The sequence below is a fragment of the Flavobacterium flavipigmentatum genome, from assembly GCF_020911905.1.
Lineage (GTDB): Bacteria > Bacteroidota > Bacteroidia > Flavobacteriales > Flavobacteriaceae > Flavobacterium > Flavobacterium flavipigmentatum.
Genome location: NZ_CP087133.1, coordinates 766,035 through 781,741, shown reverse-complemented (window position 1 = coordinate 781,741; position 15,707 = coordinate 766,035). Strand labels below are relative to the sequence as shown.

Genomic DNA, 15,707 nt, shown 5'->3' with positions numbered 1-15,707 from the left:
TTAAAGCTAAAATGTAAAATGTTATGATGAATAAAATTGAACATATCGGAATCGCAGTAAAAAATATCGAAGATTCGAATATTTTGTTCGAAAAACTATTGGGAGTTCCTGCTTATAAATCAGAGGAAGTGGCGTCTGAAGGTGTAGTGACTTCTTTTTTTCAGACGGGGACAAACAAAATCGAACTTTTGATGGCAACACATCCAGAAAGTCCTATTGCGAAGTTTCTGGAAAAAAAAGGAGAAGGAATTCATCATATCGCTTTTGATGTGGATGATATAGTAGTCGAAATCGAGCGTTTGAAAAACGAAGGTTTTGTTCTTATAAATGAGGTTCCGAAAAAAGGAGCAGACAACAAATTGGTAGCTTTTTTGCATCCAAAAGCAACAAACGGTGTGCTGATAGAGCTCTGCCAAGAAATTAAATCATAGTTTCTGAAAATTGCTGTTTTTTTTAAATTATTGATTGTCAATATTTTTTTGTCAGATTTGAGCTCATATTTCAATTAAATAAAAATCATCTCTTAAAATATTTGGAACGAATAAAAAATAGTGGTAATATTGCACCCTCAAACCGGTCCTATAGCTCAGCTGGTTAGAGCACCTGACTCATAATCAGGTGGTCCCTGGTTCGAGCCCAGGTGGGACCACTAATAAAATCAAGTCTTTACAGTTATGTAAAGGCTTTTTTGTTTTCTTATGACGAGCATTTGACGAACGTCAGATGTTTTGTAATTAATTAATTAATTAATTAATTAATAATCATCAGATATAGATCATAAATAACCTGTTACTGATTTTCAGTTCATATAGCTAATGATTTTGTTTTATAAGTTAGATGTTAATTTTTTAATACTTTAGTTTAATTTCATTGTAAGTTATCCAACGTTTAAGATTACCTACAAACCTTTTTAGATGATCCTCATTCAGGAATATATTTGTCCAATATTCAAATCTATCACATTGAACACTTATGTAGTAAATCATAATAGCAAGGCAGGCATAAGGCAATAACTTTTTTTCTTCTTCTGATATTTTAGTTTCGCTTTCATAACCTTTTAAGAAGTTCTCAGCCTTAACTGAATAGTCATTTTCATTAAGGTTAGTCAAAAAAAGTTGATGTAAGAAATACGAAATATCAAGACATAACCAGCCATTACCACAAAAGTCAAAATCAAAAAAAGTTACTTCCTTCTCTTTATCAATGTGCATGTTGTCAAACCAAACATCAAGATGGACGGCTCCGGATCTTATTTGTTTTTCATTCAAATTATTAAATTTAGTTTTAAGGAAGTTTGACAAACTTTCTAAAAATTGAACTTCATCAGATGTACCCTTAAAAAAGAGCTTTGTCCTTATCAGAGACTCGTCTAGTAAAGTTTGTATATTATAATTTATCCTGTTTAAAGTGAAATTTTCCGCTGCTTGATGAACTTTAGCTAATTCTTTGCCTATATAGAAGCTTGTATCCGCAGTAAATTTTGCTGTTTTTAAACCCTTCGCGTACGAAAATAAAACTCCATACCTTTTTCCTTCAGGGAAGTCAAACTCCTGAATTAATTCATCCGATGTATCTGTAATTGGATACGCTACCGGAGTATTACTATTTTTTAAATGCAATAAAAATCTTAATTCTTCATCTATTTCCAATTTAGTTCTCCAATCATGTGTATACACTCTAAAAACATACTTTTTTACACCATCTGTGACAATATAGAGATGGTTCATTGCTGCTCTGAAAAGCTTGCAATCTGCATTTTCACTAAGATCGTATTTATATCGTATAAGATCACAGAGTTTATTTGCAGAAAGGGTACTGTTTATAACTTGAAATTCTTGTGTCATTTTTATATACTCTTATATTTTTTTTGAAGAACACAAATGTATAATACTTTATTCAGAAAAGAAATCGACACTGAATACTTAGATGATACCAAAGTGACACTGTCACTTTTGATATCTCTATTAAAATAACTACTTTTCTTCAAAAATTAAAATCTATTTTAAACCCTCAAAAAAACTTAACAAAGGCACAAGATGTTAGACTCTAATTCCTGACACTCCACCAAAAAACTCCTTAATTTCTTAAGGAGTTTTTTTTTGACTTATTTTTCTTGAGTATCTATTTTAATATTTTCCCACAACAATACGTCTTGATCCTTAGTTTTATTTACTTTTATGTAACTTAATTGATTGCAATATGACCATTTATCTTTACATCTTGTTATTTGTTGTAATTTTTGCGAAAATTGTTGTTCCTGTATATCTGCTTTTTAGACTTTTTTTCATAGTTAAACCTCTATTTGTGAATTTATATTTTGAAGAGAAATTTAGGTATTATCTAGGAACAAATAAGAGCAGGTTATTGATCTTGGTTGTAATTTGCTTTTTATCATTTTTTATAGGAACCGCTCTCGGTAAAGAAGTTTTGAAGATTTCGGATAACTACAAAATCTTAATGAATCTCTTTTTGCTTGTTTTTACCCAGTTTCTGTTGTTTTATATGTTTGAAGTAAAAACACCTAGGAGTATTTTTAAAATAGTAAAAGATTGTTTTGAAAACCCTAAGGAAATATTTAAACAAAGAGAAGTTGTTTTTGAAGAAAGTAATGTAATTGGATCAATAAATCAGAATGGGGTAAATTTTAAAGATGCCGTAAATCTAACCAATGGAGATATCATTAAACAGATTCATCAAAGAGAGTTTGATCTGGTAATAGAGAAGTATATTAATATCTTTCGAGATAGTTCTTCAATTAAAAATCTTTATAAGTTATGCAATGGAATGGAAATTAAAGAAGGATCAATTTCAATAAAAATAGATAATAAAAGAAATTCCAAACAGAACATAATTGAAATATTGACATCACTTTTCAATATTCAAAAAAATTGGAATTCTCAGATTAAAGATAAAACAAACACCAAAATCATTGATTTTTTGAATAAGTATATTACAATAAATGATGGAGATAAAATTTTACACATTAACGATTTTACAAGATTTTTTGAAAAATTGCCTTGATCGCTATGTAAAATTTGATTACTCAAATATGTTTTTTAAAGATAAAATAAGCTAAAGTGATTTGTTCTGTTTGAGAATTTATTATTATTAGTTATTTTAAATATGTAAATTGTTTTCACACGATTTTTTACATAACCAAACCTCCGTAAACTTGTTTCATAATTTAAAAATTAGAAACATGGATGCAAGTAATTTTACTTCCAAAATTGATCGATTGGAATTGATCGTAATGGAACTAGTAAAGAAACAAGATGCGTTTATTAAAAAGGCATTAATGAAACTATCTTTAAATAGTAAAGATGTTTATTCCTCTGAAGAAGCTGCCGAGTTTTTATCTATAGAGGTCAAATACATTTATCAGCTCACCCACCAACGAAAGATTAGGGATTCCAAGAAAAAAGGTCAAAAGAAAATCTATTTTAGAAAAGCGGATCTTCTTGATTATTTAAACGGAGAGATCATTAGTACTACTGAAGACCTTGAGAACACAAATGCTGCTTTGTGGAAAAAATAAGACGTTCAACTTCCGCAAAATGAACGCATAAAAAGCCTTTATTTTTTAATCAAATTCTTATAGCAAGATTGTAAGGATTGTAATTTGAATCTTATGGACTTAGATATTCCTTATATCAGAGTAGGAACTTCCTATTTCAAAATTATTGATAAACCTTTAATATCTGGCGATAAAGTAAAAGTAATGGTTCGGTGGAATCGTGAAACAATCATTTCAGATCACGGAAAATCGTTTTTAAACGACATATCTAAATTAGATGGATTTTGCTGTATTCCTAATCATTTTGGTTACAAGCAAATTGTAGATGATTTCTATAATACCTATCATGAACTCCCCAATCAACCGATTGTTGAGGATTTTCTAATTCATGAACTCGAAAAAATGATTCCGAATTCATTGCAATTTATTCAACATATTTTTGGGGATCAAGCACAATTAGGCTTAGACTACATAAAACTTTTATATGAAAAACCTACGCAAACATTGCCAATTCTTTGCTTGGTAAGCAAAGAACGATCGACAGGAAAAAGCTCTTTTGTAAAGTGGTTGAAAGCAATTTTCGGAATGAATATGACTTACATAAAAGGCGATTCATTTGGTTCGCAGTTTAATTCTGATTGGGCTAGTATGTTACTTGTGGCGATTGATGAAGTCTTTTTTGATAAAAAAGAAATTACAGAACGTTTAAAGTACCTTTCTACGACGGACAAAGATAAAATAGAAGCAAAAGGAAAGGATCGACAAGAAATTGAATTCTTTGCAAAATTTATTCTTTGTTCTAATAATGAAGATAATTTTATTCAAATAGATGAAGAAGAAATCCGTTTTTGGATTCGTAAAATTCGTACTATAAATACAGAAGATGTATTCTTTCTTGAAAAACTGAACAAAGAAATTCCGTATTTCTTAAAGTACATGCAAATGAGAAATTATTTTTCCGAGCAAAAAACCAGAATGTGGTTTAAACCCGAACAGATTATGACCGCTTCCTTGTTAAAGCTTGTTAATCGAAATAAAGAGGAAATACTTATTCTTGAGTTGATACATGAATGTTTTGAGAAAATGGAAGAGGATGAGTTGAAATTAGCTCCTAATGATATTTTTATTCTACTAAGGAAGCAAAATAACAGAATAAATATTTCTGCTAATGAAATAAGAAATATTCTCAAACGATGGGGTTTTACACCTGAAGACAATACGAAGTCTTATTGTGGAGTTGAATTATTGTCGTATTGTGAGTACGTAAAAGTAGATCGAAGAGGGCGTTTTTATACCATCAAAAAGATTTTGTTTTATAAAATATTTGATGCTTTGATGCAAAATTAGCATAAAGTCTTGTAATTGAGCTAAACAGATCTGCATCAAAGCTTGCATCAAACTAAAAAACAATCTTTTTTGATGCAAAACTGATGCAGGACAAAAATAAAGTGATGCACTGATGCAGCTATTGATGCAGTGTAATATTTATCTAATCAATTAGTTAGGTTGTATTTGCATCAAAACATCAAAAAAAACAAAAGTTATAATTCTTTTTTTCATTAGCAAATGAACAGATTTTAACCAAATCAAATAGAAGATTTATTAAAAAAAAACAATTATGGAAAAGTTCAATTGTAAAATTGCAAATCAAATTGATTTGGTCAATTATCAGGAAACATTAGGGCATGAGCCATCAAAAATAAAATATCAGGATTATTGGTATCTATCACCACTTAGAAATGAAAACACACCCTCTTTTAAAGTGAATCAGAAATTAAATTTATGGTATGATCATGGCACAGGTAAAGGAGGGAATGTAATTGATTTCGGGATTGAATATTTTAGATGCACTGTTTCGAAATTTTTACAACTTTTAAATGGTAAAAGTATTTCTTCGGGTATAAGTTTATCAATTAAAAATGACAATCAACAGTTTTCAAATCTAAAAATTGCAAATGAAAAGAAAGATAATTCCCTTGATAAAATTGTCATTGTTGATGTACGCATATTGGAAAATAAGTTATTGATGGCTTATTTAGATAAGCGAAGCATTTCACAAGAGATTGCAAGGCAACATTGTAAAGAGGTTGATTTTTGTTTAAATAATCGAAAGTATACTGTTATTGGATTTCAAAATATTTCAGGAGGATATGAATTGCGTAATGAAAATTTTAAAGGTAGCAGCTCACCAAAAGATATTACTTTCATAGATAGCCAAGCAAAATCAGTAGTCGTTTTTGAAGGCTTTTTTGACTACCTCTCTTATAAAATGATGAATCAAAAATTGGTTAACCTACAAACCAATTTCCTGATACTTAATTCCCTGTCTTTTTTTAATAAGTCGCTACAGTTAATGGAAAAACACGAGAGAGTCGATCTCTATTTAGACAGGGATACAGCAGGTTTGAAATTTACTAACGAAGCCCTACAAAGAGATTCTACAAAATATACCGACCAAAGTTTTTTATACCAACAAAAGAAAGATTTAAACGAATGGTTAAACCAGGAGCAGCAAGTTAAGCGAGGTCATGGTTTTAGGCGATCTATATGACGTTCGAGTGGTAGCCAGCTATGTTTTGGTAAAACCAAAACGCTGGCTCACCTCATGCTACCGCATTCGTTGAGGGGATTTTTTTCATGCTATCGCATTCAAAAAATAAATGATGAAAGATTATGGAAGAACAAAATGAAAATAAAAAATATAGAGGCGGTAGACCAAAAAAGGTAATAAAGAGAGACCAATTGCTGGCAATTAAATGTACACTCTATGAGCGTAAAATAATTGAAGCCAAAGCTAAAAAATCGAATCTTACTGTTTCAGAATACCTTCGTGAAATAGGTTTAACTGCCAAAATTGATTATAGAAATAAAGCTCTTCCAAAGGAAATACTAAGCTTTACTGGATTGCTCAACCATTTGGCAGCCAACCTGAATCAGATAGCCAAAAAGAGAAATAGCAATGATGAATTAACCCCGCTTGAACGGGCAGAATTAAAAGTGCAGACCGGGCAGGTTAAAGATCTAGCTGTTCAAATTAAAAACTTTATGTCATGATAGGTCATATAAGCATAGGTGGCTCTTTTTACCATTGTATTAGCTACTGTTTGGAAGATAAAAAAGAATTGTCTGAAGAGAGAAAATTGGTACTTGCAATGCAAGACCATTTGCAACATAAAGGTCGTGCAGAAGTATTAGAATATAATAAATGCTTTGGCAACAAATATGAGCTTACTGGGCAGTTTAAGGATGTTTGAAAATTAAGCAGGCGTGTTGAAAAACCAATGTTGCATCTGACCCTTCGTTTAGCCCCTGAAGATACATTGACTAAAGAACAATTTAGAGAAGTTGGCAGGGAATGCGCTAAGGAGTTCGGTATAGCAGACAACCAATACATCTGCGTACTACATAAGGATACCAAAGAACAGCATATTCATATTGCAGCCAATCGTGTAGGCTTTAATGGCAAGGTTGCAAAGGATAGCAATAGCTATAAACGCATGGCTGAACTTTGTCGTCGTCTTGAAAAAAAATACGGTCTTCAGGAGGTATTAAGTCCAAGAGCATTCCTGTCTCCTAAAGACAGGTTGTTGCCTCGTCATGATAGTAGAAAAGAAAAACTTAAAGCAGATATCGAGCTGACATTAAAGTCTGCCAGTTCTTATCTAGCATTTGAAGAACGAATGCAAAATTTAGGATATAAAGTTCTCAAAGGCAGGGGAATTTCTTTTATAGATGATAAAAAAGTAAAAATAAAAGGAAGCGAAGTTGGTTTTTCATTGATGAAAATTGAAAAGATATTACATCAGAACCAACAGTATGCCAGGAAAAATGTTGGTGAAGAAAAAAATCATGACAGAGATAGTCAGTCAATATCTAATTCTTTCAATACTGGAAAGCAAAACGAAGAAAAGCAAAACTATAACTTAGGTAGGACAGGAGAGGAAGTTGTTAAAGAGATTATAGGGTTTACAGGTCAGCTAATGAATTCCGAATATGAACCGGATTATATTGATCCTGAATTACAGAGAATTCCCCAAAAGAAAAAGAAGAAATCAGCATTAAGGAGATAATATTTAAAAAAATAGTAGTATGGAAACAAATACAAACAAAGATCATATAGAACAAGATACATTACAATTAGTACTGGAAGAATTTACACTGGAACAGAAAACAAACAATCAGCATATTGAGGCGCTTATTATTGCCATAAATAACATAGGGAATAAAATCGATGTATCTATAAAGGAGCATAAACCTGGAAAAAATGTTTCACAACCTTTGGATGTTAAACCAATAGAGGCTATTCTGCAAAAAGGCTTCCTAGATATAAAATTTATGATCGGAAGGCAGCCGAAAAGTATCATTAGGAAATTTCAAATTTTGTTATTTCCAGAACAGGATGCTAAACTATTTTATAAAATTGTTTTTGGCCGGTGGTTTTTATGGCTTGGTATAATGGTAGCTCTAACTAATCTTTATAACTGGGGAATACATTATAGCGACAATAACAAAGAAATTGAAATGCGACAAATTCAAAATGATAGGATAAAAAAAGCATGGGAGTATATGTATATTAATAATGATAAAGAAACTAAAAAGCTTATGAAAAAAGCGTATATAAATTCAGTGGAAAGTAATAACAGTGAAAAATGTGGAGTAAAATGATTTCTTTGGGGGTAGTGTTTAAATAACTGTAAACTCAGCATTTTTTTTGCAAATAAAAAATCCATTATGCTTAGTATCTGTTCACTCTAGTCGCAAATTAGCTGAAATTACATGGTATTAGTTTTAAACAAATAACAAATTGGGTACATCGCTTTGAAAAAGACGCATAGAAGGCCTTGCGGATATAGGGAGGTGAGAAAAGCATCACTAAGCAAAATCCAACTTAATCAACTTAAAAAAGCAATACTACTTCAATCACCTGAAAACTATGTATATTCTGCTCAAAAACGGACTGGCACTATAATTACTGATTGGATAAAAAAAACATTTGAAGTAGAATAAAAAGAAGCCCAAGTATATAATATACTTGCTAAAATTGGTGTGTCTTTTGTAAAAGGAAAGAGATTTGTTGAAAATAAATGTGTGTAATTATTATTTATATTCTCACCATAATTGACGAAGAACCACTTTACTCCGGAATTTGGTTCGCTCTGGTCCATTTCAGCCATTATTTTTCCTCGGTTAGTCCCTGATAAATAAGAAACGGATCAAAACATTCTTTCTGACCTAAACTATAAAATTGAAGATTATCAAATTTAACAGATTGCTAAAAACCAGCTTCTAACTTATAAAACAATATGCATTTATACATTATTCAAGCTTTTAACTCTATCTATTCATTTTTATTACAAAAAAAATAAAAAAAATATTTTTTTTGTAATAAAAAACTTTATATTCGCAAAATAAAAAACAAATTTATAAAATAAAGACTACTTAATTATGACTGCGGATAGCGATTTTATGACATATGTAATTTATATTAATTTATCAAAAAAAATGAAGATTTTCAAGCAACTATTTACTGAGTTTCGGATTCAAATATTTTTGAATCTTAATTGGACATTTTACAAAGTATATATTCTGCTAACTCCAGAGAATGTGATTTCAGTTTTTAAAACAAAATTTTCAGTTTCAAAATTTTTAAGTCAGTGGATTTGTATCCATGAAGAAATAATTATATCAGACTACATTTTCATCGAATCAAATATAGGGCAACAATTTAAAAAATACAAAGTTGGCTATCAAATAAAATATTCACATACTATAGAATCAAGCATTTATTACGAAAATAAAAGCATATCTTATTTGTTTTTTTTCAATCTCTATTCTCTTTTAAATATTGCAATTAGTAACCAATATTATCCTAATATCAGCAATAAAAAGGGTTTAAACTTAATTTGAATTGGTTATACTTTTGATTATTATTGCCATTTATACCTTCCTTAATCCGCCGTGTTATTATAATTGCTACTACTTAAAAAACGGCACAAAATTTAGTAAACCGATAAAAAAGAATGAAAAAAAAACAGTTAATCACTATTTGCCTTTTTTTAATTATTTCAATACAAAGTAAAATATTTTCTCAAATAACTATAAATGGAAAAATTATTAATACTAATGATCAACCAATAGAGTTTGCAGAAATCTTACTATTAACAAAAGACAGTCTTGTAACAAAAAGTGAACTTTCAAACCAAGATGGGATCTTTCAGATAAATGAGAAAAAAGGAAATTACATATTAATGATAAAGCAACTTGGAAACGTTTTATTTAAAAAAGATTTTTATTTAGAGGAAAACATCGAATTGGGAACTATCAAAGCAGTCAATACAAATAGTTTACAAAGTGTTGATATAGTGACAAAAAAGAAATTAATAAAAATCAACAATGAAAAAACTATAATTGATGTTGACAATAGCTCACTAACCGGAGGAAGCAATTTATACGATATTTTAAAGAATACTCCTAATGTAATAATCGATGGCGAAGATAATATAAGTCTCGCCGGAAAATCTGAGGCATCAATTCTAATTGATGATAAACTAATGACTCTGTCTAAAAAAGATCTAGCCAATACATTGAGAAATATACCTAGTTCAAATATAAAAGAAATAGAAATTGTAATAAATCCCTCTTCTAAATATGATGCTACTAGTGCTTTGGGAATGATAAATATAAAACTTAAAAAAAACAGTAAAATAGGTTTGTATTCTAATATTAATTCAGGCTGGGCATATGGAAGAGCCTCCAAATATTATGTTGGTACAAGTATAGGATACAATAAAGACAAATTAAATGTATGGGGAACATACAATTATGTAAATAACACATTTTTACAAGTTGTAAAATTAGACAGAACAATTCTTAATGATAATGAAATTTGGCAATCTAAACAAAATACAAATTTAGATAAAAAATTAAAAAATAATTCTTATATCCTCGGATTGGAATATGAAATTAATAAAAATCACACAGTTAAATCAGACTTTGAATACAAACTAAATAATGATAAATATCCAATAAGCGGAAATACTAATATCTATATCAATAATGAAATTTTATCCAGATTTGAGTCTAGAAACACACAGAATGTAGATTGGAATCAAATGCTTTTCTCTACAAGCTATTTAGGAAAACTTAATAATAATGGAACTGAAATTTCTTCAGGCATAACGTATTTAAATAATAAGGACGATTCAAAATCTGATATTCAGAAAAATTCCCTTAATGATTCTTTAATGCAAAATACTGTATCTGCAAGGGTCAAAATAATTTCAGGACAAATAAATCTAACACAGCTGTTGAACAAAAAAATAAAATTAGATTTTGGGGGAAAAGTTGCTTTTACAAAAACATCTAATTTTAATAACTACTATAATGTTACAAATAGTAATTCTTTAGAACTGTATGATTATAATGATTTTAATTATAATGAAAATGTCCTTGCTTTTTACACTGGTGCTTTCTTTGACTATAAAATTCTTAATATAAAAGCAGGTTTTAGAGTTGAAGATACTCATATTAAAAATGATTTTATAACGATCGAAGAGTCTACTCTAAAAAAGAGCAACTATACTAGTTTTTTTCCCAATTTTTCTCTTACGTATAATCTTAAGAATCACATATTGGGCACAAGTTATTCTAAAAGTATAATAAGGCCAAATTACGATGCACTTAATCCGTATCAGGACTATTTAGACGATTACACCCGATTGTCAGGAAACACTAATCTCCAGCCTCAAATAACAGAAAGTTACAGTATTTCAGATACCTATAAAAAAATTAATTTCTCTTTAAATTACATTCACACAGCAAACCAGTTAAATCGTTTAGCCAAACAAGATGTAGAATCTAAAGAGGAAATATACATGTATGAGAATGTTAAAAAAGCAAATCGATTTAGCTCAAACATATCATTTCCAATTAAATGCTATAAATGGTGGGATATTAGTAATATCATATCAATATACTATGACGATTATTCTCCAGAGGTTAGCGATTTCCCTTCGAAAATTAACGGATGGGGTGGTTACTTCCAAACCATAAGCTCTTTTATTTTTTTCGATAATTTTTCCGGAAGTATTTCTTTAAGATATATGTCTCCACAAGTTTCAAAGGGTGGACTATATAATATTGAAGAGACTTTTTCTATGGACATTGGAGCAAAAATTACTTTTCTTAAAAATAGAGGTGTATTTAAAGCGAGCGTGACAGATTTATTTAATACTGACAGATTTAAAGGAGAATTAGGTTCTTTAGGCAATTCAATTAAGATAAATAACAAATGGGAAAGCCGGCAAATCAAATTCAATATTGGTTATAACATTTTTGAATCTAAACAAAAAGACAAAAAAATAAATACTAATTCCCTGGAAGAGGAAAGAAATAGAATGAAAAAATAAAATAAAAAAAACAAAAATGAATACAATAGATAAAAGTAGAATAATAAAACGCCGAGTAGTACGATATTTCAACTCACAAAATGAAGAAATTATATTTATCAAAGGAAATGGCCCCTTTGTATTTGACAATCAAAAAAGAAAATATATTGATTGTGTATTGGGCTATGGGCCAGTCATTCTCGGTCATAGCAACAGCATTTTTAATAATAAAGTATCAGAATCACTAAACACTGGTATCCATCTTCCAAGTTTCACACCATATCATGAAAATTACATTAGTAATATTTTAAATGAATCTAAAATTGATATAGACGTGGTTTCTGTCTTTATGAAAACATCATCTGAAGCAGTAACAGGAGCAATAAGAATTTCAACCTTAAAGACAGGAAAAAAAGGAGTTCTCAGATGCGGATTCAGTGGGTGGCATGATGTACAACACGCTAATTCTCCCTCTTGGCATCTTCCGCCACAACACCGAAAGGCTATAAGAAATACCGAAGGCTTAAGAGGAGTAAGTAATGATGAAAAAGTTCTTAATTGGGTATCGTTAGAAATAGAAGAACTTAAAAGCATTCTTAATTTACACGGTGATAAAATTGCATGTTTTATAATTGATGCTTTTCAATGGTCTTTTGTTGATAAAGATGTAATGGAAAAAGCTATTGCATATTGTAGAGAATTTGATATAGTTATTGTAATTGACGAAACAAAAACAGCCGGAAGAGTATCGCCTTTGGGGCATATAGGAAATGAAGTAAATCTATGGGATATTTTAATTCTTGGAAAAGCGATAGGAAACGGAGCGCCATTAAGCCTATTATTGGCAAAAGAAGATTATTATGATTACACCTTAAATTCCCAAATAGGAGGAACACATTCGAAAGAATTACTATCCGTTCAATGTGCCCTAATTACTCAGGAAATCATGCAGACAAGTAATGCATATGCTGAATTAAAAAAAATAGGAAATAGCATAGCTAAATCATTTAATTCTGTTACAGAAAAACTTAACTGTACAGAATTATTAAGTATGCATTCAATTTTTGGAGGAAGCTTGTTGGATATACGTTTTAAAGATCAGATATATAATGACCCTTCAAAATTATTCCTTCTGCAAAGATTGTTTTTAGACAATGGTCTTTTATTTCTTGTCGGACATCCTTCATTTGTCTCATTGAGTCATAACCAATTAAAAACTAATGACTTGGAAGATATATTTTATAAATCAATTTTATCATGGTTAAATGAAATTAATTAATACCTCTACATATGAAAAAAGTAAAAACTATTATCGAAGAAGTATCCTACAAGGACTGGGGAATTGAACTTATTAACATTAGTAATGTGAATCTGCTAAAAATCACACCATCAAATAGTGAGGTAGAAATGTCTGATTCATATAAAATTATTTATATCCAGGATGATATAAGATTTCAGGATTTGATTCAGATATGCTTCAATACCATTTTTAATTTGGAAAAATATATTTGTTCGCATAAGTTTCTTTATAAAGATGTTGCGATTTTTTGTCCCAATTCAAATGAAGATAAATTTATCAAAATAGAAAATAAAATAGTAGACCCATACAAATCGAAAATGGTTTCATCTTTTAATGATATTATAGAGATCATCTCTGACATAACTTATGAAGACTGGGAATTTGATGTTTTCGAAGAAAATGAATTACCAACACTGCAAATAAAATTTAAGGAAATTGACACTATATCCGGAGAAGAAAGTTATCAATATTCGAGAAAATGGTTATTTGCTTATAATGAAATGGGTAAAACTCAGGTAATTCAAACTTGTTATTTAGCTTTGTCAACAGCTATTAAACATGAAAGCAGAGAAAATCTTAAATATAAAAATAAGTGGATAGCAAATCCTCATAGAAGCATTAACCTTATATTAGAAGAAAATATCGCATGAGTATAATTATTAAGGTTACTGATTTATCTAAAGTATTTAAAATACATAAAAAAGAAGAAGGCTTTAGAGGATCTTTAAAAGCTCTTTTTAAGAGAGAATATGTAGAAAAAAAAGCATTAAGTAATGTTTCCTTCAATGTAAGCGAAGGAGAAATCATTGGTGTCCTTGGAGCTAACGGAGCAGGAAAAACAACATTGCTAAAAATGCTAACAGGCATTATTAACCCTTCTGAAGGCAGTGTTGAAGTACTTAACTATATTCCTTGGGAAAGAAACAATAATTTTCGCAAACAAATCTCGCTAATTATGGGGCAAAAGGCTCAATTGTGGTGGGATTTGCCTGCTGCAGACTGCTTTTTATTGCTGAAGGAAATTTATCAGATTCCAACAAATGATTATCAGGAAATACTTGATGAACTTTGTTCAATTCTTAATGTTAAGCATTTAATCAATATACAACTAAGGCAATTAAGTTTAGGTGAAAGGATGAAAATGGAATTAATTGCGTCATTATTGCACAAACCAAAAGTTTTGTTTCTTGATGAGCCAACAATAGGTCTTGATGTTAGTTCTCAATATAATATTAGAGAATTTATACTAAAGTATATCGAAAAATATCGTCCGGCAGTAATTCTAACAAGTCATTATATGGAAGACATAGAGAGTCTCTGTAAAAGAGTTTTAATTATTAAAGAAGGTGAATTAGTATATGATGGAAAGTTAGACAAAATTATGAAATTGTATTCTCCTTATAAAGTGGTAAAGGTTCATTTTGAAAATTTTGAAAATTTTAAAAAAAATCCAGATCCACTTTCTGCTTTTGGAAATGTTATAATTAATGATCATTTTATTGAAATTAAAGTTTTAAGAGAAGATATTACTAAAATAATTAATTTGATTTTAGAAAATTATCCTATTATTGATTTAACAATAGAAGAGGTTAATTCTTCCCTAATTATTGATTCAGTTTTAAAAAACATTGTTAATACGTCCGTATGATGAAATTATATTTTAAAGTATTGATTTTAGAAGCAAAAACAAAAATGACATATCGTTTTGATTTTTGGATTAATTCAATAATTAGTTTTCTGGTAGAGTTTTTTGTAGTTTGGTTTTTATGGAGTGCTATTTTTGAACAAACCAAGTTAAAACAAATAGCGGGTTATAATTTATCAAGTATATATCTGTATTATTTAGGAGTTATTTTAATCAGTAAAATTATTCGTGCCCAAAAATCTACTAATGATGTTTCTCAAGATATTTATCAGGGAAATCTAAATAGGTACATAATATTTCCCGTTAATTATATTAGTTTTAAGTATGCCCAATATCTTGGGAAATTAGCCCCTGCCCTAATACAATTTTTTTTGTTTGGCATAATAGCTTTTTTTATAATTGACAAATCTTATGAGATACAAATAAGTACATCATCATTAATTATGGGAATTTGCTCAATAGCGATGGCCAACATTTTATATTTTTTAATAGATTATCTAACTCAATTATTTGCATTTTGGGTAAGCAATGTATGGAGTTTAGATATATTGAAATGGTTTATAGCGTGTTTGTTGGGAGGCTACCTATTTCCGTTAAATATGTTGCCTCCCAATGTCCAAAATATTATTACATATCTTCCTTTTAAATTTTTATTTGATTTGCCAATAAATACTCTTTTTGGAAAAATTTCTTTTGAGGTATGGCTTAAAGAAATGCTAATAGGTTCTATTTGGTGTATTTTGCTATTTTTAATAGGACAATTTACATGGTCAAAGGGCAAAAATTTGTATAGTGGTGTAGGAATTTAAAATAATTAATGATGAGATATTTTATTTTGTATTTGCATTTTATACGTTTTTC

The 15,707-nt window shown here is 29.4% G+C and carries 14 protein-coding genes, 1 tRNA gene and 1 pseudogene; 15 read left to right on the top strand and 1 reads right to left on the bottom strand.

The genetic code is table 11. The features are described from left to right. Positions 1-26 precede the first annotated feature (26 nt). The gene (gene mce / locus LNP22_RS03780; protein ID WP_229976351.1) at positions 27-431 is read left to right on the top strand and encodes a methylmalonyl-CoA epimerase; all 405 of its coding nucleotides are present in this window, start codon (positions 27-29) and stop codon (positions 429-431) included. Positions 432-575: 144 nt separating this feature from the next. Then, positions 576-649 (top strand) — tRNA-Ile (locus LNP22_RS03775). Positions 650-848: 199 nt separating this feature from the next. Here the strand turns inward: LNP22_RS03775 and LNP22_RS03770 are convergent. Then, on the bottom strand, positions 849-1,844 hold the full coding sequence (locus LNP22_RS03770) for a phosphotransferase (RefSeq protein ID WP_229975402.1): 996 nt from the start codon (positions 1,842-1,844) through the stop codon (positions 849-851). A gap of 355 nt (positions 1,845-2,199) precedes the next feature. Here LNP22_RS03770 and LNP22_RS03765 point away from each other — a divergent pair, with 355 nt between their 5' ends. From LNP22_RS03765 to LNP22_RS03705, 13 genes and pseudogenes are all read left to right on the top strand, one after another. Further along, positions 2,200-3,021 (top strand): hypothetical protein, encoded by an 822-nt coding sequence (locus tag LNP22_RS03765; RefSeq protein WP_229975401.1) that lies wholly within the window; start codon positions 2,200-2,202, stop codon positions 3,019-3,021. 178 nt (positions 3,022-3,199) lie between these two features. Continuing rightward, a complete protein-coding gene (locus LNP22_RS03760; RefSeq protein WP_229975400.1) occupies positions 3,200-3,535 on the top strand; it encodes a helix-turn-helix domain-containing protein in 336 nt (111 codons plus the stop codon). Positions 3,536-3,628: 93 nt separating this feature from the next. Next, a complete protein-coding gene (locus LNP22_RS03755) occupies positions 3,629-4,861 on the top strand; it encodes a primase-helicase family protein (protein WP_229975399.1) in 1,233 nt (410 codons plus the stop codon). A gap of 271 nt (positions 4,862-5,132) precedes the next feature. Further along, positions 5,133-6,065 carry a toprim domain-containing protein gene (locus LNP22_RS03750; protein ID WP_229975398.1) on the top strand — a complete coding sequence of 311 codons (933 nt, stop codon included), beginning with the start codon at positions 5,133-5,135 and terminating at the stop codon, positions 6,063-6,065. Between the two features lie 122 nt (positions 6,066-6,187). After that, a complete protein-coding gene (locus tag LNP22_RS03745; RefSeq protein ID WP_229975397.1) occupies positions 6,188-6,568 on the top strand; it encodes a plasmid mobilization protein in 381 nt (126 codons plus the stop codon). Then, a complete protein-coding gene (locus tag LNP22_RS03740) occupies positions 6,565-6,768 on the top strand; it encodes a hypothetical protein (RefSeq protein ID WP_229975396.1) in 204 nt (67 codons plus the stop codon). Before LNP22_RS03745 ends, LNP22_RS03740 begins: the two co-directional genes overlap by 4 nt. A gap of 15 nt (positions 6,769-6,783) precedes the next feature. Then, a pseudogene (locus LNP22_RS03735) lies at positions 6,784-7,584 on the top strand (relaxase/mobilization nuclease domain-containing protein); the annotation flags it as partial. 19 nt (positions 7,585-7,603) lie between these two features. Beyond that, positions 7,604-8,179 (top strand): hypothetical protein, encoded by a 576-nt coding sequence (locus LNP22_RS03730; RefSeq protein ID WP_229975394.1) that lies wholly within the window; start codon positions 7,604-7,606, stop codon positions 8,177-8,179. A gap of 1,355 nt (positions 8,180-9,534) precedes the next feature. Next, positions 9,535-11,922 (top strand): outer membrane beta-barrel protein, encoded by a 2,388-nt coding sequence (locus LNP22_RS03725; protein WP_229975393.1) that lies wholly within the window; start codon positions 9,535-9,537, stop codon positions 11,920-11,922. A 16-nt stretch (positions 11,923-11,938) separates the two neighbouring features. Next, positions 11,939-13,180 carry an aminotransferase class III-fold pyridoxal phosphate-dependent enzyme gene (locus LNP22_RS03720; RefSeq protein ID WP_229975392.1) on the top strand — a complete coding sequence of 414 codons (1,242 nt, stop codon included), beginning with the start codon at positions 11,939-11,941 and terminating at the stop codon, positions 13,178-13,180. A gap of 11 nt (positions 13,181-13,191) precedes the next feature. After that, the gene (locus LNP22_RS03715; RefSeq protein WP_229975391.1) at positions 13,192-13,851 is read left to right on the top strand and encodes a hypothetical protein; all 660 of its coding nucleotides are present in this window, start codon (positions 13,192-13,194) and stop codon (positions 13,849-13,851) included. Continuing rightward, positions 13,848-14,849: an ABC transporter ATP-binding protein gene (locus tag LNP22_RS03710; RefSeq protein ID WP_229975390.1), complete on the top strand. Its 1,002-nt coding sequence runs from the start codon at positions 13,848-13,850 to the stop codon at positions 14,847-14,849. Before LNP22_RS03715 ends, LNP22_RS03710 begins: the two co-directional genes overlap by 4 nt. Then, positions 14,846-15,655: an ABC transporter permease gene (locus tag LNP22_RS03705; protein ID WP_229975389.1), complete on the top strand. Its 810-nt coding sequence runs from the start codon at positions 14,846-14,848 to the stop codon at positions 15,653-15,655. The genes LNP22_RS03710 and LNP22_RS03705 overlap by 4 nt, the downstream gene beginning before the upstream one ends. The last annotated feature ends 52 nt before the right edge of the window (positions 15,656-15,707 follow it).